The organism is Pedococcus sp. P2_D9 (assembly GCF_056404275.1).
Map to the genome: position 1 here is coordinate 169,100 of NZ_JBFUEI010000002.1, position 18,988 is coordinate 188,087.

The 18,988-nt window shown below is 69.4% G+C and carries 19 protein-coding genes; 10 read left to right on the forward strand and 9 right to left on the reverse strand.

The annotated features are described in order from the left end of the window. Positions 1–23: 23 nt before the first annotated feature. From AC1DXJ_RS03595 to AC1DXJ_RS03620, 6 genes are all read right to left on the reverse strand, one after another. Positions 24–842, reverse strand: coding sequence for a hypothetical protein (locus tag AC1DXJ_RS03595; RefSeq protein ID WP_477613593.1), 819 nt, complete (start codon positions 840–842; stop codon positions 24–26). Continuing rightward, positions 842–2,071 carry an NRAMP family divalent metal transporter gene (locus AC1DXJ_RS03600; RefSeq protein WP_477613594.1) on the reverse strand — a complete coding sequence of 410 codons (1,230 nt, stop codon included), beginning with the start codon at positions 2,069–2,071 and terminating at the stop codon, positions 842–844. The genes AC1DXJ_RS03595 and AC1DXJ_RS03600 overlap by 1 nt, the downstream gene beginning before the upstream one ends. Positions 2,072–2,087: 16 nt before the next feature. Beyond that, entirely contained in the window at positions 2,088–2,531 is a 444-nt protein-coding gene (locus tag AC1DXJ_RS03605; protein ID WP_477613595.1) for a hypothetical protein, read from the reverse strand. 133 nt (positions 2,532–2,664) lie between these two features. After that, positions 2,665–3,618: a TIGR03557 family F420-dependent LLM class oxidoreductase gene (locus AC1DXJ_RS03610; RefSeq protein ID WP_477636320.1), complete on the reverse strand. Its 954-nt coding sequence runs from the start codon at positions 3,616–3,618 to the stop codon at positions 2,665–2,667. 51 nt (positions 3,619–3,669) lie between these two features. Further along, positions 3,670–4,473 carry a sigma-70 family RNA polymerase sigma factor gene (locus AC1DXJ_RS03615; RefSeq protein ID WP_477613597.1) on the reverse strand — a complete coding sequence of 268 codons (804 nt, stop codon included), beginning with the start codon at positions 4,471–4,473 and terminating at the stop codon, positions 3,670–3,672. A 122-nt stretch (positions 4,474–4,595) separates the two neighbouring features. Next, complete coding sequence (locus AC1DXJ_RS03620) at positions 4,596–4,793, reverse strand: hypothetical protein (RefSeq protein ID WP_477613598.1); 198 nt, start codon at positions 4,791–4,793, stop codon at positions 4,596–4,598. Positions 4,794–5,356: 563 nt separating this feature from the next. Between AC1DXJ_RS03620 and AC1DXJ_RS03625 the strand changes: the two genes are divergently transcribed. From AC1DXJ_RS03625 to AC1DXJ_RS03670, 10 genes are all read left to right on the forward strand, one after another. Then, positions 5,357–6,244: a DUF72 domain-containing protein gene (locus tag AC1DXJ_RS03625; protein ID WP_477613599.1), complete on the forward strand. Its 888-nt coding sequence runs from the start codon at positions 5,357–5,359 to the stop codon at positions 6,242–6,244. Positions 6,245–6,344: 100 nt separating this feature from the next. After that, a complete protein-coding gene (locus AC1DXJ_RS03630) occupies positions 6,345–7,265 on the forward strand; it encodes a hypothetical protein (RefSeq protein ID WP_477636321.1) in 921 nt (306 codons plus the stop codon). Further along, entirely contained in the window at positions 7,262–7,681 is a 420-nt protein-coding gene (locus AC1DXJ_RS03635) for a phage holin family protein (protein WP_477613601.1), read from the forward strand. The genes AC1DXJ_RS03630 and AC1DXJ_RS03635 overlap by 4 nt, the downstream gene beginning before the upstream one ends. Beyond that, entirely contained in the window at positions 7,678–8,256 is a 579-nt protein-coding gene (locus AC1DXJ_RS03640) for a DUF3618 domain-containing protein (protein WP_477613602.1), read from the forward strand. The genes AC1DXJ_RS03635 and AC1DXJ_RS03640 overlap by 4 nt, the downstream gene beginning before the upstream one ends. Before the next feature lie 123 nt (positions 8,257–8,379). Then, positions 8,380–8,679 carry a hypothetical protein gene (locus AC1DXJ_RS03645; RefSeq protein ID WP_477613603.1) on the forward strand — a complete coding sequence of 100 codons (300 nt, stop codon included), beginning with the start codon at positions 8,380–8,382 and terminating at the stop codon, positions 8,677–8,679. Positions 8,680–9,393: 714 nt separating this feature from the next. Next, entirely contained in the window at positions 9,394–10,005 is a 612-nt protein-coding gene (locus AC1DXJ_RS03650) for a polysaccharide deacetylase family protein (RefSeq protein WP_477613604.1), read from the forward strand. 47 nt (positions 10,006–10,052) lie between these two features. Continuing rightward, positions 10,053–11,339 (forward strand): YVTN family beta-propeller repeat protein, encoded by a 1,287-nt coding sequence (locus AC1DXJ_RS03655; protein ID WP_477613605.1) that lies wholly within the window; start codon positions 10,053–10,055, stop codon positions 11,337–11,339. Positions 11,340–11,564: 225 nt separating this feature from the next. Beyond that, a complete protein-coding gene (locus AC1DXJ_RS03660) occupies positions 11,565–12,554 on the forward strand; it encodes a universal stress protein (RefSeq protein WP_477613606.1) in 990 nt (329 codons plus the stop codon). A 213-nt stretch (positions 12,555–12,767) separates the two neighbouring features. Next, positions 12,768–13,340, forward strand: coding sequence for a DoxX family protein (locus AC1DXJ_RS03665; RefSeq protein WP_477613607.1), 573 nt, complete (start codon positions 12,768–12,770; stop codon positions 13,338–13,340). Positions 13,341–13,709: 369 nt separating this feature from the next. Next, a complete protein-coding gene (locus AC1DXJ_RS03670) occupies positions 13,710–14,441 on the forward strand; it encodes a sulfite exporter TauE/SafE family protein (RefSeq protein ID WP_477636322.1) in 732 nt (243 codons plus the stop codon). A gap of 421 nt (positions 14,442–14,862) precedes the next feature. Here the strand turns inward: AC1DXJ_RS03670 and AC1DXJ_RS03675 are convergent, their stop codons facing one another. The 3 genes from AC1DXJ_RS03675 to AC1DXJ_RS03685 all read right to left on the reverse strand — a co-directional run bounded on the left by AC1DXJ_RS03675 (position 14,863) and on the right by AC1DXJ_RS03685 (position 18,987). Then, positions 14,863–15,645 carry an alpha/beta fold hydrolase gene (locus AC1DXJ_RS03675; RefSeq protein WP_477613608.1) on the reverse strand — a complete coding sequence of 261 codons (783 nt, stop codon included), beginning with the start codon at positions 15,643–15,645 and terminating at the stop codon, positions 14,863–14,865. 796 nt (positions 15,646–16,441) lie between these two features. After that, the gene (locus tag AC1DXJ_RS03680; RefSeq protein WP_477613609.1) at positions 16,442–17,824 is read right to left on the reverse strand and encodes a glycoside hydrolase family 130 protein; all 1,383 of its coding nucleotides are present in this window, start codon (positions 17,822–17,824) and stop codon (positions 16,442–16,444) included. 32 nt (positions 17,825–17,856) lie between these two features. Then, complete coding sequence (locus AC1DXJ_RS03685; protein ID WP_477613610.1) at positions 17,857–18,987, reverse strand: glycosyltransferase; 1,131 nt, start codon at positions 18,985–18,987, stop codon at positions 17,857–17,859. Position 18,988: the final 1 nt, after the last annotated feature.

Sequence of the window (18,988 nt, forward strand, 5' to 3'; positions counted from 1 at the left end):
CTGAACGCGACGTCCACACACTGCTAGCCGCCTGGCTCCGCAGCGTGTGGATGTCGCCAGTTCTGGCCTGCCCGGAGCGTGACCCGTTGCTCGGCCCAGTCGATGTGGGCGACGTCATCCCAGGTGGCCTCGCGGTCGTCACGGTGCCACCAGCCGAAGGAGCGTGCGAGCAGCCATGGGCCCTGGTCGGTCAGGGTGGTGTAGCCCAGCTCGCCACCGAGAGCCCGCGGCCCGAACACGATGCTGGTCACGCGCAGCCGGCCGACCTCGAGGCCGGTCTGCTCGAAGGGCAGCCCGCGAAGCTCCAGAACCGCACCCAGGGACCCACCGGTGTCATCGACGACCTCTGCTCCGAGCAGGTCACTCACCAGGTGGGAGCCCTTGGGTGGCGTGAGCTCGTCGTGGTCGACTGGTTGGCCCACGGTCGTCCCGGACAGCCGGTCGTCGCCGGCTGTCGCCCCGGGGATGGCCGAGATGACGTGGCGACGTAGCCATTGCTCGAGCCCTGCGGCGCCCTGAAGGACGCCCTCTGCATAGTCACTCACGGTGATCGCCGAGCCGATGCTGCGCAGGTGGGACATGGGCACCATGAGCGGGCTGGGGTCCTCGCGCGGGTTGAGGCGTTTCCACACGGCGACGATCCACCGCCCGAGCAGCCCCGGCTGGCGTGGCCCGAACCCACCCGGCCCACTGAGCACCCCCACGATGAACAGCTCGTCCTTCTCCTGACGCACGACGAGGTTGTCGACGTTTCCCAGGAGCGCACCGCTGGGGCCGACGAGCTGGTGGTCCATCACCCTGAGGGTCACGTCGATGCTGTCGGCCCGAGATGTCCTTGGCATCATTGCCCCGCCTTTGTCAGGACCATCAGGGGAATGGCGGCCACCGAGGCCACGATGACCAGGACCAGGTAGACCATGCCCAAGGAGTTCGCCAGCCGCCCGTTGGCATGGCTGCCCATGTAGGTGCGGTCGTTGGCGACAACCAGGATCGGAAAGTACGTCAGGGGCAGGGCGATGGCACTGAAGACCACTGAGTACTCCGTGAGCATGATGGGGTCGACCGTGGTCAGGAGCAGGGCCACACCGCCGATGCACGACAGCAGCAGGACCGTGTGGAAGCGGGCGGCACGAAGGGGTGCCACGTACTTGCCCCACTGCCAACCCAGGTACTGGGCGACGCTGTAGCCGACGGACAGGCCGGTCTCGCACGCAGCGCCGAAGGTGGCGGCGAAGAATCCCAGCAGCAGGAACGCGAGTCCGAGCTTTCCGACGGCGAGGACCACTGGCAGTCCTGTCTGTCCCAGGGTGTCGACGCTGATGCCGTGCGGCAGGAACACCAGGGAGGTGCAGGCGGCGATCGCCACCGACAGGATGCCGCCCAGTGGGAACCCGATGAACACGTTGGCCCTCATGGTGCCCAGGTCCTTCGCCGTCCACTTCTCCTCGACCCCGCCGGAGCTGAAGAAGAACACTTCGTAGGGGGTCATGGCGGCGCCGAACAAGGCGATTGCGTAGTAGAAGTACACCGTGTGCGACTCGTTCGGCGGCACCGTCGGGTTGAACGCGTGCTGGGCCAGCGAGCTCCAGTCAGGGCCGAGCTTCCACACCGCGACAGCGAACACGACGAGGGACAGGCCTGCCAGCCCGAAGGCGTTCTCGAGAACGGCGAACTTCACCCGCCACAGCACCAACCACACCGCGGCGCCGGCCACGGGCATCCACAGGAACCGGTTCACGCTGGTTGCCAGCTCCATGGCCAGCGCGACCCCGCCTATCTCGGCGGCCAGGGTCAGGAACGTGACCAGCATGGACGCGACCAGGTTGGTCAGCCCGACCCGCGGACCGAGTCGCTCGCGGATCAGGTCGAACGTCCCGCGTCCGCTGACCGCGGCGACCCGACCGCTCATCTCCGCGAAGACGCAGATGCCGACCACCCCGACGAGGACCACCCAGACCAGGGACAGCCCGAACCGGGACCCGACGAGGGCGTTGGTGATCAGGTCGCCGATGTCGACGAACCCGCCGATGGCGGTCAGGATGCCCAGCGCGACCGCGAAGACCTTCTTCACGAAGACTCGTCCCCGTTCACTTGAGGTCTGCCCTGGCTGACTCCAGGTGGGAGCTGACGTCGTCAAGCTCCTTGCGGGCGTCCGTCAGCGAGGAGACGTCGCCGCGACGGATCGCAATCCGGGCATGGGCCAAGGCGTCGTCGGCGTCGCCGAGCAGGGTGAGCACTTGGTCGCGCAGCTCGTCCTGGGTCGGGGTGGGCGGGTCGACGACACCGAAGCTCGTCTCGATGCCCCCCATGGCGTTCTCGCTGTCGGTCACCACGGTGTCGGCGTAGGCGTTCGTGGCCTTGCCGGACAGCAGGACGTCCACTGCGATCTGCGCGGTCGAGGTCTCACTCGCCGCCGACTCCAGGGCGCTCTTGGCGTTCTGCTCGAAGGCGCCCCGGTCCAGGGCGGGAGCGATGCAACCGCCCACGATGAGTGCCGAGCCGAGGGCCAGCAGGGTCCGTGCCGCCCGCATCACGGGCGTCTGCGCAGGATCGTGAACACCAGGGCGGCCAGCATGGCCAGGAAGAGCCACCAGGCGATGCCCAGTGCCCAGCCGTCACTCATGTCTGCATCAGTCCTCCTCTTGCCCACACCGACTCAACCCGTCACGACAGCTTGGGGAGCACCTCCTCACCGTAGAACGCGATCATCTCCCTCCACAGGGGGCCCATGTTCGCCACGTACACCTCGTCGAAACCCGCCTTCTCGAACGGGTCGAACGCTGCGCGGTGCTCCCCCGCGTCACTCCCACACACGACCGACTCCCCTGTCGACTCCTTCGTCACCAGGGTCGCCGCTTGTTCGAAGTGCTGCGGGGAAGGAAGCACCTGAGCGAGCTCGCCCGGTAGCCCGGAGTTGGCCCACAACCGATGAGCATGGTCGCGCCCCTCCTCGGCCGTCGCGGCATACGCCACCTTGAATCCGGCCATGGCCGGCGCCTGGTCGTCGCCCTTGAGCCGTCGGAACTCAGCCACCGCATCACCGTCCGGCTTGGTGGTGATGAACCCGTCACCGATGCGCGCCGCCACTTCCAACGCCTTGGGCCCGAAGGCGGAGACGTAGACCGGCGGGGGTTGCTCAGGGAGGGTGTAGATCCGTGCGGTGTCGACCGTGTAGTGCCGTCCCTCGTGCGAGACCACCTCACCGGTCCACAGGGCACGCATCACCTCGACGGCCTCCTCCAACATCTCCAGCCGCCGTTCGGCGTGCGGCCACGGTTGCCCGAGCACGTGCTCGTTGAGCGCCTCGCCCGAGCCGACCCCGAGGACGAAACGCCCACCGAGCATCACGGCCGAGGTCGCCGCAGCCTGCGCAACCACGGCCGGGTGCACCCGAACGGTGGGGCACGTGACAGCTGTGGTGACCGGCAGGGAGCAGGCCTGCGAGATCGCACCGATCACCGACCAGACGAAGGGGCTCTGTCCCTGCTCGTCGTTCCAGGGGTGGTAGTGGTCGCTGATCCAGAGCCGCGTGAAACCCGACTTCTCCGCGAGCACAGCCTGCTCGACGAGCTCTTGGGGACCGTACTCCTCACACGACAGGAAGTAGCCGATCTTCATGCCTGTCCTCCTCCACGCTTGTCCCGGCGGCAGCCGTCCACCGGGTTGGGTTCATGCAGCAGGTGCCAGCAGGTCGCTGCGAAGCTTTCCGAGGATGACGGCAAGGAGCCGGGAGACCTGCATCTGGCTGACACCGAGCACGACCCCGATTTGCGACTGGGTCTGTTCCTCGACGAACCGCAGCCTCAGGATGAGCCGCTCGCGGTCACTCAGGCCCTCGAGCGCCCGCGCGAGCAGGTCCCGGTCGGCGATGAGGTCATCGACGCCGGGCTCGTCGTCGACCACGTCCGGCACCCCAGCCCCCGGCGGCAGGTCGAGGGACACGGCGCGATAGGCCCGTGAACAGGCGTGGGCATCACGCACGTCGGAGCTGGGCAGCCCGAGGCTCTGGGCGAGCTCTGCCTCGGTCGGCTCGCGGAGCAGCAGGTGCCGCAGGTGATCCTCTTCGCGGACGAGCTCGGCGCGCAGCTCTTGCAGCCGCCGTGGCGGCCGGACCGCCCAGGCGTTGTCGCGGAAGTGTCGTTTGATCTCGCCGGCGATCGTGGGGACGGCGTATGCCGCGAAGCTGCTCCCGTAGCCGCACCGGTAGGCGTGGGCAGCCTTCAGCAGGGCCACCCGACCCACCTGGACGAGGTCCTCGACGTCCATCCCCCGGCCCCTGAAGCGGCGTGCGACCCCGTCGGCGAGGTCCAGGGTGAGGACGACGGCTTGGCGTCGCAGCTCGTCCCGCCGCTCGGGGTCCGAACAGTCCTGGACCTCGGCGAGGAGCGCTTCGGCGCGCTCGTGGTCCTGAACGGTCGATGCCGGCTCGGCGAACGAAGCGGTATGGGAAGTAAGGACAAGCGGTGCTGACACGGTGCATCCCCTCGAGTTCGAGTTGGGGACAAGGCACCACTGCTGGACCGGTTGTCTTTGCCCCAGACAACCACCGCACCCGAGCAAGCGCAACAGCAGGCCTCGCCTCGCGCCGTGGGAGCTCAGCTGGCGGGAGTGCCGTCCTCGCTCTCGGCATCCTCGGGGATGCCCCCGCTCGCGGGGTCGTTGGCGGTGCCACCGGTCTGGTCCTCGGTGTGGGACCCGGGGCCTCCGTCCTGAGCGTCGGTGGATGCCGGGGCACCCGAGCCCTGATCGCCTTGGGGACTCGTAGCGGTGCCGGCGCTGTCGGGCTTGCCCATGGACTGCCTCCTCGGTGACGCGGCACAACTCGGTGTTGCGCTCGCGACGTGCCGTACCCACTTGCCGGCCGCGCCAAACCGCCCGACCCATTCGAGTCACCGCCGTGCGTTTGTCCGCCGTCCGTCCTGGGTACCCAGTCCTTGGGTAACCAGTCGTTGACGGAGGACAATTGGTCCGCGAAGCGTTGGGACAGTAGGTCCGCGAAAGGGTTGGAGACTGTATGTCCGCGAACGGTGACACGGTGAGAGTCGGGGTGCTCGTACGGCATACCTGCACGGCGGGCGGCCGGTAGATGGGCACGCACGTGTGCCCGCAGTGCGGAAGCGACAGGGCGACGACCGTGATGCTGCCAGGGCCGGCTGGTTCCAAGGACTCGCGCCTGCACCCTGCGTTCCGGTGCATGGTCTGTGACACGCAGTGGACTGTCGACCAGGCGCGCAGCCGCGCCGCGGACCCGACGAGTGCGAGCGACGGCCAGGCGCCGCCGTCTCGGTCAGGTGGTTAGGGGCAGGGCTTGCCTGCATCTCGCGAGTGCGCCCGAGAACCACATGCATCCAGCGGTATGACGCCACGCGTCACCTCTTCCCACCTGGGCGAGCCAGGTCCTCGACCGGGCGAGATCCGCGTGGGCACCTCCGGCTGGCGTTACCCGTCATGGCGCGGGGACTTCTACCCGGCCGGCCTGCGCCAGCGTGACGAGCTCAGCCACCTCTCCAGGGAGCTGACGGCGGTCGAGGTCAACGGCTCCTTCTACTCGCTGCAGCGACCCAGCAGCTATGCCGCCTGGGCAGCGCAGGCGCCGGACGGCTTCGTGTTCGCCGTCAAGGGCGGTCGCTTCATCACCCACATGCGCCGCCTGGTGGACGTGGAGACCCCGCTCGCGAACTTCTTCGCCTCCGGGGTGCTCGCCCTGGGCGACAAGCTCGGCCCCGTGCTGTGGCAGCTGCCTGCCCGCCTGGCGTTCGACGAAGAGCGCCTGCAAGCCTTCTTCGACCTGTTGCCGCGGACGACCGAGGCCGCGGCCGACCTGGCATCGAGACACGACGAGAAGGTGGGGGCGGACCGCGCCCTCACGACACCCCTCGTCCGCGCACCGCTTCGGCACGCCCTCGAGCCGCGCCACGAGAGCTTTCACTCATCACGCGCTCGAGAAGTGCTGCAGCGCAACGACATCGCCATGGTGATCTCCGACAGTGCCGGCACCTGGCCTCAGTTCGAGGTCGTCACCTCCGACCTGGTCTACGTCCGGCTGCACGGGGACACCGAGCTCTACCGCAGCGGGTACTCACGCGACGCTCTGGAGTCGTGGGGTCGTCGCATCCGGCGGTGGGCGCACGCCGGGCTGGATGTGCACGTGTACTTCGACAACGACGCCCGCGGACACGCACCCCACGACGCCCGCGCTCTGCTCGGGCTCCTCCAGGGCGGCCCGGCACCCCGTCGGAAATAGCCACATTGCGACGTTTGGGCAGGTCAGACGCGGGTAAGCCCCCCGTAGCGGCGGTGGACATACCGCCGGTCCAGCACTCGTTGACAGGACAGGAATGGACATGAGCGAGACCTACGGAACAGCCCGCACGCAGGGCGACGACGCCACACGCGAGCTCGGCGCGGTCGAGACCTCCCCCGCCGCCGGCACCGACACCTACGGCACCGACAGCCACGGCACCGACAGCCCCATCAGCACGAGTTCCACCACCCCGAGCGCTGGTGGTGCTGGCAGGGATGGCGGCACGGGCGGCGGCATGGACGGCGGCACGGGCGGCGGCACGGCGACCCCGGGCTCCACCGACACGAAAGAGGTCGCCAAGGACGAGGCACGCGCCACGGGCGAGCAGGCCAAGGAAGGCGCCCGCCACGTGGCCGAGGTCGGCAAGGAGGAAGCCAAGAACGTGGCGCAGGAGACCAGCCAGCAGGCCAAGGAGCTGTGGCAGCAGACCCGCAACCAGCTGATCGACCAGAGCGCCCAGCAGCAGACCAAGGTCGCCGAAGGCCTGCGGTCGCTCAGCCAGGAGCTGTCCAGCATGGCTCAGGGTTCGGACCGGCAGGGCGTCGCCAGCGACCTGGCCCATCAGGCCTCGCAGCGCATCGGCGATGTCGCCGGCTGGCTCGACCAGCGGGACCCGGGCTCGCTGGTCTCGGAGGTGAAGCAGTTCGCCCGGCAGCGTCCCGGCACATTCCTCGCCACGGCCGCCCTCGTCGGGTTGGTCGGGGGCCGTCTGAGCCGCGGCCTGGTCGCGGACCACCAGGACCGATCCGACACGGCTGGCCCAACGGGTGGTGCGGGCGCCGCCCCTGCGCCGGTGGATCACAGCACTGCTGGCTACTCCGCGTACGGCTCTGCCAGCGGGACCAGCACCGCCACCGGCAGCCATCCCGTCAGCGACACGCCCAGCGACGCAGGAGGCGTTCACGGCGGGACCGCGCCGATCAGTGGGAGCGGGGCCGACGCGAGCGGGCTCCCCCGATGAGCCAGGACCCCCGGCTCGACGAGACGCCGACACGGTCGCTCAGCAATGTCGGCGAGCTGTTCGCCGACATCAGCCGCGACCTGTCGACGCTCATCCGCCAGGAGACGGAGCTCGCCAAGGCCGAGCTGCGCCAGTCGGCCACTCAGGCCGGCAAGGGTGCCGGAATGCTCGGTGGCGCCGGTGTCGCCGGTCACTTCGTGCTGCTCTTCCTGTCGGTCGCCCTGTGGTGGGGGCTCGGCAACGCGACCGGGCGCGCCTGGTCGGCCCTGGTCGTGGCGGCCATCTGGGCACTCGTGGCTGCGGTACTGGCCGCCACCGGACGACGTGAGCTCAAGCAGGTCAAGGGAATTCCGCAGACGACAGAGACGGCGCGGGAGATCCCCGACGCGCTCAAAGGGAACGAGGACAAGCGATGACGAACACCCCAGATGAGATCCGCCGGGACATCGAGGACACCCGGGGCCGGTTGAGCAACGATGTCAACGCGCTCACAGAGACGGTCAGCCCCTCCAACGTCGCACGCCGTCAGGCCGACAAGGTGGCTGGTGTCGCGACCTCGGTCAAGGACCGGGTGATGGGCACGGCCGACGACCTGCGCGCCACAGGTTCCGACGCCGCGTCCACGGTCGCCGACGCGCCGGGGGCCGCTGCCGACAAGGCTCGCAGCAAGACGCAGGGCAACCCCCTCGCGGCAGGGCTGATCGCCCTCGGTGCCGGGTGGCTGGTCGGCTCGATGCTGCCGGCCTCCGAGAAGGAGAAGCAGGCCGCCAGCGCGCTCAAGGACAAGGCGCAGCCCGTCGTCGAAGAGGCCAAGAGCGTGGCGCAGGACACCGCGCAGGAGCTCAAGGAGCCCGCGAAGCAAGCGGCTCAGAGCGTGAAGGACACCGCGATGGAGGCCAAGGACAACGTCGCCCAGGAGGGAAGGTCCACCGCCGAGGACGTCAGGACCCAGGCCCAGTCCTCAGTGGAGAACGTGCGCGCCACCCAGTAGCTCGGCGGGGGCAACTGGGTCGAGGGGCGGGAGGCCTGCTTCCGCCCCTCGTCAGCGCCCGCAGGTCGACGCGTGGGCGTGCCAAGGACGAATGAAATCGGCGGGCGTGGGTACGGGGCGGCCATGAGCGATGCACAGCCGCCAGTCACCGTCACCGAGGTCGAGCGCGTCACCAACCAACGTCGCACGACCGCCGGAGTGGCGCACGACGTCCACGTCACCCTCACGGGCCCGCTCACGGTGGACCAGGCGGAGGAACGACTGCGTGCGGACTGGCCGCACCAGTCCAGCTGGCCGCTGACCTTCGAGTCGGCCGGGGCCGACGCGGCTCCGAAGGTGGTCCTGCGTTGGGTGCCTGACGACCGGCAGGACGAGGCCGTGGAGGCCCTCCGCGACGCTCTGGACCGGCTGCAGCGGTCCTGAGGTCGACCTACTGCACGACCGGACCACCTGGTCGCGCCCTGGGCTCGTCTCGGTCCGGGTCCGTGTCGGGTCCGTGTCGGGTCCGTGTCGGGTCCGTGTCGGGTCCCCGGATCGCCGGGCCCTCGGAGCTCTGCACGTCCACTCAGCTGAGGCGGGCATGGCTTGCATTGGCCCCCGCCGCCCCTACCATTGAATGTCACCTGCCCGGACCCGCAGGTCACGGTCGATGGCCACCGTCCGGGTCCAACAGCGTGGCTCAGGTCCTAGGCCATCCCGGCGACGTCCCGCTTTCAAGGGGAAGTCCGACGACGTCGACCGAAGCGGTGCCCCCTCTCGCGCGAGTGGGGGCACCGCTGCGACCTCCTCCGCTCGGTGAGGACACAGCTCTGCGACTCCTCAGGATCCTCTAAGGCCGCAGACGTAGCGTCGTGGTCTGTGGAGCCGCGCCCAGACCTCGAGGTGGCGCGTGACCGCGCGCCTGTCCTCACCCGACGTGCCATCCTGTCGGCGGGCCTGACGGGAATCTCGGGCGTCGCGCTGGCAGGCTGCAGCCTTGCGCCAGGTACCAGCCCGCCCTCCGCCAGGGTGCCGAGCCAGGACGCGCAGGGCCCGAGCCAGCAGCCGCCGTCGAGCGGATCGCCCTCCCGCGCTGCGGGAAACACCTCCCACACCGCCGGTTCGGCTCCTCACCGCGATGGACCGCCGCGCCTGGCCATGACATCCGGACCTGACATCACCCACGGACCTACCACCGGCCGCCAGGTGGCCCTCACCTTCCACGGCCAGGGGCCCGTCGGGATGGCCCGCGAGATCCTCAGCGCCTGCGCCCGTGCCGATGCCGCCGTGACGGTGTTCGCCGTTGGCACCTGGCTGGACCAGAACCCGCACCTCGGCGCCGAGATCGTGTCGGCCGGGCACGAGCTCGGCAACCACACGTGGAGCCACCAGCAGATGAAGCAACTGACCCGGGCGCAGGCTGTGGCTGAGGCCGTGCGCGGAGCCCAGGCCCTGGAGGCAGCGGTGGGCAGCGCCGGCTGGTGGTTCCGCCCGTCCGGAACCCAGCACAGCACCGCCACCATCCGCGCTGCCGCAGCCGCAGCGGGGTACCACCGCTGCGTCTCCTACGACGTGGACCCCGAGGACTTTCGAGACCCCGGCGCCACAGCCGTTCGGGACCGCACGCTCAGGTCCGTGCGCCCGGGCTCGATCGTGAGCCTGCACTTCGGCCACCGCGGCACGGTGGACGCGCTTCCCGCCATCCTGACCGGCTTGCGCACCAAGGGCCTTCACGCCGTCACCCTGTCGACCCTGCTGCGTGACGCATGATGCGAGCCGAGGCTGCGGTGGGACCCCCACCTCGGGCCCTCCGATCCATGGCCAACCGCGTCACCCTGATCAGCAGCGCCCTGACCCTGGCGTTGGTCATCGTCACAGGGGTGGCGGCCTGCGCCTCCCGCCCAGCCACGCGGCATACCTCGTCATCCCTCGTGGGGGCCACCGTCTCGTCGTCTCGCGCCACAGGCGCGGCCCCCAGGGCAACCGCCCCGGCCGATGCCAACGGCGGGACGCCCCCTGCCGCAGCTCTACCCAATGTGTATGCCGCGGCCGGCGCCGGGGCGCTCGGTCCGGCGGCCCTCGCTGCGCGGCCGATGGTCTACGTTCCGAACACGTTGAGCAACACGGTGCAGCTGATCGACCCCCGCACGTACCGGGTCGTCGGACGGTTCCGCACGCCGCGGGAGCCGCAACACGTGGTGCCGTCGTGGGACCTGAAGACGTTGTGGGTCAACGCGGACCAGGGCAACAGCCTGACCCCGGTCAGTCCGGTGACGGGGAGGGCGGGCCGACCGGTGCACGTCGCGGACCCCTACAACCTGTACTTCACCCCGGACGGGAAGCACGCGCTCGTCATGGCAGAACGGCTGCACCGCATCGACGTCCGCGACGCCCACACCATGAGGCTCCAACGCTCGCTCGCGGTGCCGTGCGCCGGCATCAATCACGCCGACTACTCGGCCGACTTGTCGTTCCTCGTGGCGAGCTGCGAGTTCAGCGGCAAGCTCGTCGTCATCGACAAGGCGGCGACCAGGGTCCGGCAGGTCATCGACCTCAACACCGTGAAGACGCCCGGAGCCACGTCACCTGGCGAGGCGATGGCGATGCCGGGCAGCCCCAAGAACGGGTTGCGCCCCGGTGCCAGCTCAATGCCCCAGGACGTCCGGCTCGCCCCTGACGGCCAGCACTTCCTCGTGGCTGACATGCTGCGCAACGGCGTGTGGGTGGTCGATGCCCGCACCCTCAAGGTCGCGCGGTTCATCCACACCGGGCTGGGCGCGCACGGCTTGTACCCTTCGCGCGACGGCAGGCAGGTCTACGTATCCAACCGCGACGCGGGCACGATCACGGTCCTCGACGCCGTCACGCTCGCGACCGCGGCCGTGTGGAGGATTCCCGGGGGCGGGTCGCCGGACATGGGCGGGGTGACGGCCGACGGGTCGCAGCTGTGGCTCGCAGGGCGCTACGACGCCGTGGTCTACGTCTTCGACACCAGCACGGGCAGGCTCCTGCACACGATCGCCGTCGACTCCGGACCACACGGCCTGTGCGTCTGGCCGCAGCCCGGCTTGTTCAGCCTGGGCCACACCGGCAACATGCGTTGACCGTGGACTCGCCTCGGAAGTAGAAGGTCCCGCAGGGAAGGCTTTGGCGGGGACGGTCACGATCGTCGCTGACGAGCATCGGCAGGCCCCTGGGGTGCCGAACGTGTGCAGTATCCACACAGCACCACCTGCGAACACGCCGCGGCACGGGGACGTATGGCCCTGTGCCCGCATCGGCCGCGAGGGCAGGTTGAAGGTCAACGCCCCCAGAATCAGGAGTGCACCATGAATCCCATCTCCCGCCCCATCCTCGTCGGAGTCGATCTGTCCGGCACGAGTGACCTTGCCCTGGATTGGGCCGCCGCTGAAGCCGCGCGACGCGCAGTTCCCCTCGTGGTCGTGCACGCCTACTCACCGCCGCCCTACCCCGCAATGCGCGCCGGAGCACCCGGCGGTACGGCGATCACCGGCCTGGACGAGACGTTCAAGAACGTCGCCGAGCGGGCGGTAGCCGCCTGCGCCGAGCGAGCCCGGACTGCTCATCCGGGTCTGGCAGTCCAAACGATCATCCGCCTCGGACTTCCCGGCATGATCCTGGTCGAGGCCTCCAGCGACGCCGAGATGGTCGTCGTAGGGGCCCGCGGACTTGGTGCAGTCAAAGGCATCCTGTTCGGCTCGGTCTCAACTCATGTCTGCGCCCATGCCCACGCTCCTGTCATCGTCGTGCAGGAAGCCGCCTCCCACACCATCACCGACGCGCGGGTGGTGGTTGGCGTAGACGGGTCCGAGACGTCACAGGCGGCCTTGGCCTTTGCCTTCGCTCAGGCCTCCTCTCGCGGTGTCGGGCTCACCGCCGTGCACACCTGGCTGGTCGACGGTTTTGAGGGAGCTTCGGCCTCCTTGACGTGGTCGATCGACGGGGCACAGCTCGAGGAGCAGGAGCGTTCCGTTGCCGCCGAAGCCCTGGCCGGGTTTGGCGAGCAGTACCCCGACGTCGATGTGAGACGCCACGTCGCCCAGGGTCACCCCGCCGCCGAACTCGGACGGCTGAGCGAGAACGCCGCACTGCTCGTGGTCGGCACCCGCGGACGCGGCACGGTGTCGGGGTGGCTCAAGGGGTCCGTGTCGCAGGCGGCCCTGCGCGCAGCGCGCTGCCCGGTCGCGGTGGTCCACGCGGAGACCCCTGAGGACAGCCACACCAACGAGCGCCACGGCGGGGGCCGCGAACGCCACGGCCTGCACCTGCCTGTGCCTCCCGTGCGAGAACGCGTCTGAGCCGGCGCTGACCAAACCAGACAGCTCCCGCCGAAGAAGCCCACCGGCAGCTGCGGCTTTGGTCTTCCACGCCCAAGGCGATCACCCGACGAAGGACCCGTGGCACCCGGATGTCGGGACCTACGACCCTGCTGCGCGGCTTCCGATGGTCGCAGAGTGGGGCTGTCAGCACACCGCAGTCAGCGGCGAGCGGCCCCAGTTGGGAGAGCCACCATGAGCACCATCAGCCGATCGCAGACCGATCAGGAGCGCGGCACCACGAGCCAACCGCTGGTGGCCAACGCCGACACGACGGTCAGCTCGCAAGTCCTGCCCTACGTCCTGGGCGCCATCCGCCTCAGCCTCGGCTGGGTCTTCCTCTGGGCCTTCCTGGACAAGGTCTTCGGACTCGGCCACGGGACGCCCACCAAGGGTGCTTGGATCAACGGCGGACACCCGACCATGGGCTTCCTGAAGAATGCGGCGACCGGACCGTTCGCCGACTTCTACCACGGCATCGCCGGCGCAGCGTGGGCAGACTGGCTGTTCATGCTCGGCCTGCTCGGCATCGGTGTGGCCCTCATGGCTGGCGTGGCCATGCGGTTCGCCGCCTTCGCCGGAGCCCTGCTCCTGGTCCTGATGTGGACCGCGGTCCTGCCCCCCGAGAACAACCTCTTCATGGATGACCACCTCATCTACGCCATGACCCTCGTGGCGCTCATGTTGCTCGGCGCCGGCAAGGCGCTCGGGTTCGGCCAGCAGTGGGAGCAGCTGCCGATCGTGCGCCGCTACGCCTTCCTGCGCTGAACGCACCCCTCCCCGCGCACCTCCTGAGCCCGCAGCTCCGGAGGTGCGCGGTCGTTCCTTGTACAGCTCGGAAGTACAGCAGCGATGCGGGCCCTGCTGATGCGGTCGGACACCCGTCTCCGCGCAGGTCATCGGCGTGGGGGTCCGACCGTCACGGCCTTCGGCACCTGCATTTGCCCACTGATCATCGACGCCGGCCGGCGTGAGTCATGGCGGGTCCGCGTCTCCTGGGCCGGACTCGCGCGCACCGGATCGCGCGCGTCTGTAAGTTCCAGAGATGTCATGTCGCCACCCTGTCCCGGCGCACCTCGGGGCGTCGCCGGAGGGGCAGCGCCGCACGCGTCGAAATCGACTCTGCGGGAGTGAGCGGTGGCATTGAGCTGGACGCTCATGGTCGTGGCAGCCCTGTTGGTCGGGTTCGCCAAGACGTCCATCGGTGGCGTGGCCACGATCGCCGTCGCGTTGTTCGCCTTCTCGCTCCCGACGCGGGAGTCGACTGCAGCCCTGCTCCTGCTGCTGCTCGTGGGTGACTGCGTGGCCGTGTGGCACTACCGCCATGCTGCCGACCTGCGGCTCCTGCGGACACTGATCCCCGCCGTCTTGCCGGGACTGGTGCTCGGGTCCCTGTTCCTCAGCGCTGTGGACGACGCCGTCCTTCGTCACGGCATCGGAGTGATGCTCTTTGTCCTCGGCTTGCTGCAGCTGGTGATCCATCGCGCGGAACGAGAGTTCGCGACACACGCGTCGTCCAGGTGGGCCAGCCTGTCGACCGGCCTGGCTGCGGGCTTCACCACCATGACGGCGAATGCGGCAGGGGCGGTCATGACCCTCTACCTGGTGGCGAGAGGGGTCGACAAGCGACGCTTCCTGGGGACCAACGCGGTGTTCTTCCTCTTGATCAACGTGTGCAAGGTGCCGTTCAGCGCCGGTCTTGGCCTGTTCTCGGGGGCAACCCTGGTGCGATCCCTCGTCCTTGCTCCGGCGGTGTTGCTGGGCACCTGGGTTGGACTTCGGACCGCCCGGCGCCTGAGCCAAGCCCACTTCGACAGGGCCGTCCTGATGGCAACCCTCGTCTCAGCCGCTGTGTTGGTGTTGGCGTAGGCCCGACGTGAACCCCGACCACGACAGCGGCAGGTCAGTCTCCGCGGGTCAGCGCACCCATCGCGGCGCTCGGGTGGGCACCGAGGTGGCGGCACGCTGAGCGGGCCGCGCGGACTGCTGTTGTCATCCGGTCGCTGTGCTCCCGGCTGCGTGCAGAGAGCCGTCCACGTGTCGGTCGCACACGGCGACCGCATTCCCGGTGGCGGCGTTCGTGCCCTCGTACACGTGGCCGATCACTGTTGAGCTGGAACCGGATTCGTGGGCGGAGGCGGTGCCCGCGGCGGCCGGCGAGCATCACTGCCGCCGTGGTGGCCGTGACTGTGGCAAGGATCGCTGTGTCGAGAACCGCATGCAGCGGTCGAGCATCTGCACCCTCCCGGGTGCGCCTCTGCGTGACCCCCGCCGGCCGACGATGATCGAGTCAGGTCGCCTGCGCCAGGGCGGCAGCGATCACTACAGCGGTCTGTTGAGGAGCCTCGTCCGGGAGGAGGAACACCGCACCAGGGATTGTCACCAGGGTCACGTGCGCAGCCGCCTGGAGGGTGGCGCGCTCGGCATCGGTGAGACCACCGTCCCCCTTCTCGGCGTGAACCACCCACGCCGGTATGCCGGACGCGGCCAGCCTGGTGGCGTAGTCGTTGTCCGCGGCGATGTAGTCGAGGTACTCGCGGCTGGTCCGGACCGAGTCTCCGGCCTTGTTCTGCTTGAGGTCCTCGATCAGCTCTCGCTTGTGTGGCTGGGGTGTCTTGGCAGATCTGGCCATGAGGGGCAGGAGCCGGAGCATGGTGGCCATTGGCCAGCTGCCCACCTTCTGCGATGTCCGGACGACGGCGCGGAAGAACCTGGCCTCGTCCTCAGTTGTCAGGCTGATGCCTAGGAGGACGACCGGGCCGCGGAAGTGACCGGACAGGTGCGCCTCCAGCGCGACCGTGGCGCCGTGGGAGAAGCCGACGATCACGTCACAGCGCTGTGCTTTGGCCAGTTCACCGACCAGGCGGGCCAGTCCGGGGATGGACACATCCCCGACCAGCGGGGCGCCGGCCATTCCCGGCAGCGTGGTGGCGACCAGGCGAACGCCGGACAGCGCCGGCTCGGCCATCACCAGATCGAACGAGCGGGCCGCGTTGGCTCCGCCCGGTATGAGCAGGACCGACTGGTCCGCATCCTCGGGTCCCGCGGTGACAAGCTCCCAGGCTTCCCTCATGGCATCTCCGCAACGACGGCTCCTGGTCTCGACGGTAGGCCAGGACGGCTCCTTGCGGAACGGTCTGGGGCGCAGTGGCTGCAGAGGAGCTCGTGGCTGGCCGAGCTGAACGGACGTCGTGCAGACCGCGCCCGAAGGCCTGGGCCGACTGGACCCACTCACCCCACCCACCTTCATCTGAGCCGAGGGCACCCCTCCGACAGCACCCTCACTGGCTCGGGCGTCGTCGCCCCATCTGACGGCGCGGGGCAGCATCCACCTCTTCACCCTTCGGCATCACGCGGCTCGACCGGGCCGCGTCCGAGAGGCGGTATCTCGCCCGAGAACAAGAGCGCACACCAAAGCAACTCCGCCACTGTCCGACGGGAGCTGCCCACAGCGAGATATCCACGCCCAGATCCCCTCCGGCGTGGATACCTCTTCCCACCGGACAGCATGCGCCCTCGCCGACCAACCCACAATGACCACTTCTGGGCATGTACGCCGCGGCGCATCGGTGGGAGCGTGAGCGTGCGCGTCCCCCCGCCCTCCCTGCGGGCGGGGGGACGCGTCTTCGCCCCGCATTGACCGCAGGGTTTCGACCCTTCAGTACCCACCGACTTCCGGGCGCACCATGGACGACAACCGCAGCGGATCCGCCCCCATCGAGGGCGACCGACTCATCGCAGTGGCAACCGGTGTCCTCATGGCATGGCTGGGGGTGAAGGCCGCCGGGCCGAGAAGGGCCTCCGTCGTGTCGTGCTCCTGACAATCCCTCGACATCAAGAACAGCGGCGGCGCCCCCAACGGTCCGAATCTACGGCCCCGCTTGCTGCAGAAGCTCGAGCAGGGGCTCGAGGTCCACGAATGCAAACCGCACCTCGGCATCGCTGCAGCCGTATGGCAGCACCAGCTGTCCGTCGTGGACGAGGCCGCCGCAGGAGTAGACGACGTTGGGAACGTATCCGTCACGCTCGTGCTCCGTGGCGGTCAGCATGGGCTTGGCGAGCGAACCCAGGACCCGCGAGGGGTCCTCGCGGTCAAGCAACATGGCGCCGAGCCCGTAGGTGCGCATTGGTCCGACGCCGTGGGTGATCACCAGCCAGCCGGCCTCTGTCTCGATCGGCGAACCGCACTGGCCGAGCTGCACGAGCTCCCATGGCCGCTCGGGACGGATGAGGGTCGTCGATGCTGCCCACGTGACGGCATCCTTCGACCGCGTAAGCCCCAGCGTCTCGCGGTCCCAGCGGGTCAGCGCGAGGTAGTCTCCGCCCACCCGCCGCGGGAAGAGGGCCATCCCCTTGTCGCGGGCGGACGGCCCCACCTGATGCCGGCTCTCGAAGGTCACGAAGTCCTCGGTCGTGAGCAGTCGTGGCGCGACGTTCGAGCCGTCGTAGGCGGTGTATGTGGCGTGGTAGGTCACCCGCCCGTCGTCGGTGAAGCGGACGAAGCGTGCGTCCTCGACGCCGTTCGCCTCGACCGGGACCGTGGGGAACACCACGCGTGAGGAAAGGGGTCGCTCGGCGTCGAAGCGCAGGCGATACGTCGCGTCGGGTGGCGCTTCGACCGTAGCCGCTGGAAGTGGGGCCGCTCTGCGGTTGCTCGACATCGTGCCGGGGGTCACGACGCCTGTGTCGGGGTGTGGGTCTGGCTCGTCGAGACGCACCTCGCGAGCGCCGCCAGCACCGTCAGCAGCGCCAAGGCCAGAAGAGCCGAGGACACCGGTACGGAACTCGATGCTCGAGATGTGACCCTCACCGACGGCGCGCAGGCTCATGACGAACCGCAGCTCCCCGTCCGCGAGCCCGCTCTGGTCTGGGTGTGCGACGAGCGAAGGGTTGAACAGGGCGGCTGCCTCGAGCGCGTACTCCTGGGTGAAGTAGGCGCCGAGGAGGTTCCGCCGGGTGGTGGAGAGGTCGCCGGCACCGTCGATCCGGTGGGCAACGAGGTCGAAGTGCTCGCGGAACATCGCGACCAGGTCGTGATGTCGGTGCGCGAACCCGGCAACCGTGTCGGCGAGCACCCGCGCGGCTTCGTCCTCGTCGAGCGACAGAACCCGGGCAATGACCGCGTCGGCCCGCGACTTGCCGGTGGTCAGCAGCTCCTGGCCGGGGAGGAACAGCCGCCCCAGCACCCGGCTCGGGTCCGGCCGAAGGGCGAGGGCGGCCCGGTGCACCCAGGCGTGGTCGTCAGGTGCCACGCGCACTTCGGTATGCCGGCCGCTCACCGCGGTCACGACGCCGCCGACGACGACGCGAAAGCGAGCGGGAAACCCGGGCCGTTGGTCACCCCGAGCCGCTGCGCCTGCTGGAACGTCGAGATCATCGCGATGGTCGACTCGGCGCCCTGGTTCTCGTTGCGACCGCCTGGTTCGAGGCCGTCGCAGCCACCCCCGCTGATGGGGTCGTGCAGGGAGGTGCGGGAGTCATTCGCCCCCTGGAACCAGGCGGAGCACCGGGAGACGGCAGCGCTCCAGCGCGGGTCCGCCGTGACGTCGAAGGCCCGCGCGCAAGCGTCCGCGAGCGCCGCGACCTCGATCGGCTGCTGGTCGAACTGGGGTCGGGTTTCGCCGAGGCCCCACCCGCCGGCCGGTGAAACCGACAGGTGGCCTCCGGCCGTTTCGGTGTCGAGCAGCCAGCTCAACATCCGTAGCCCCTCCGTCAGCCACTTCCACACCCCGAGCAGCGAGCCTGCGGCGACCAGGGTCTCGGCGAGGGCCGCGTTGGCGTAGCTGAGCCGTGACTCCGGCCAGTGCCAGCCGGCCACAATGGTTTCCGTCATCCCGAAGAGGGGGTCGGGGCGCGCGATGAGGGTTGCGGCATCTGCCAGCAACGCCTTGGCCACGTCGTCTCGTGGTCGCACGGTGAGGACCTCGGCCGCCCCCAGACCGGCGAACGCCATGGACCTCGGCCATGGTGAGCGGAGGGCGGCTCCTGCGCTGAAAGCTTGAGTAACCCGCCAGTCGACGACCTCGGGGGCCCGGGCAACGCCGGTGCCCAGCGCCCAGAGGGCACGCCCCCAGCAGTCCTCGACCGTCGGCTCATCGGACCACGATCCGTCGACGGCCCGGCGGTTGCGGAACTTCCCGCTCTCACCTTGGGCGTCGAGCACGAAGTTCAGGTAGGTCGATGCGAGCGCGGCGAGCTCGACCGTGTGGTCGGGCTGACGGACCGTGACGATGAAGGCGCGAGCGACGTCGTCGAGGCAGTAGCCGTGCTCGCGGCGGGGGACGGTCAGCTCGGCGTGTTCGAACAGTCCGACGTCGTCGGAGAGGTGGTGGAGGTGCCGGAAGGAGACCGGTGCCAGCGTCAAGGGCACGGCGGGGGCGTCGGTTGCCAGTGACGACGTGGTGAAGGTCGTCATG

Coding starts and splice junctions, on each gene's coding strand:
- AC1DXJ_RS03595 (WP_477613593.1), bottom strand. CDS start 842: ATGCCAAGGACATCTCGGGCCGACAGCATCGACGTGACCCTCAGGGTG.
- AC1DXJ_RS03605 (WP_477613595.1), bottom strand. CDS start 2,531: ATGCGGGCGGCACGGACCCTGCTGGCCCTCGGCTCGGCACTCATCGTG.
- AC1DXJ_RS03610 (WP_477636320.1), bottom strand. CDS start 3,618: ATGAAGATCGGCTACTTCCTGTCGTGTGAGGAGTACGGTCCCCAAGAG.
- AC1DXJ_RS03620 (WP_477613598.1), bottom strand. CDS start 4,793: ATGGGCAAGCCCGACAGCGCCGGCACCGCTACGAGTCCCCAAGGCGAT.
- AC1DXJ_RS03625 (WP_477613599.1), top strand. CDS start 5,357: ATGACGCCACGCGTCACCTCTTCCCACCTGGGCGAGCCAGGTCCTCGA.
- AC1DXJ_RS03630 (WP_477636321.1), top strand. CDS start 6,345: ATGAGCGAGACCTACGGAACAGCCCGCACGCAGGGCGACGACGCCACA.
- AC1DXJ_RS03635 (WP_477613601.1), top strand. CDS start 7,262: ATGAGCCAGGACCCCCGGCTCGACGAGACGCCGACACGGTCGCTCAGC.
- AC1DXJ_RS03640 (WP_477613602.1), top strand. CDS start 7,678: ATGACGAACACCCCAGATGAGATCCGCCGGGACATCGAGGACACCCGG.
- AC1DXJ_RS03645 (WP_477613603.1), top strand. CDS start 8,380: ATGAGCGATGCACAGCCGCCAGTCACCGTCACCGAGGTCGAGCGCGTC.
- AC1DXJ_RS03650 (WP_477613604.1), top strand. CDS start 9,394: ATGACATCCGGACCTGACATCACCCACGGACCTACCACCGGCCGCCAG.
- AC1DXJ_RS03655 (WP_477613605.1), top strand. CDS start 10,053: ATGGCCAACCGCGTCACCCTGATCAGCAGCGCCCTGACCCTGGCGTTG.
- AC1DXJ_RS03660 (WP_477613606.1), top strand. CDS start 11,565: ATGAATCCCATCTCCCGCCCCATCCTCGTCGGAGTCGATCTGTCCGGC.
- AC1DXJ_RS03665 (WP_477613607.1), top strand. CDS start 12,768: ATGAGCACCATCAGCCGATCGCAGACCGATCAGGAGCGCGGCACCACG.
- AC1DXJ_RS03675 (WP_477613608.1), bottom strand. CDS start 15,645: ATGAGGGAAGCCTGGGAGCTTGTCACCGCGGGACCCGAGGATGCGGAC.
- AC1DXJ_RS03685 (WP_477613610.1), bottom strand. CDS start 18,987: ATGACGACCTTCACCACGTCGTCACTGGCAACCGACGCCCCCGCCGTG.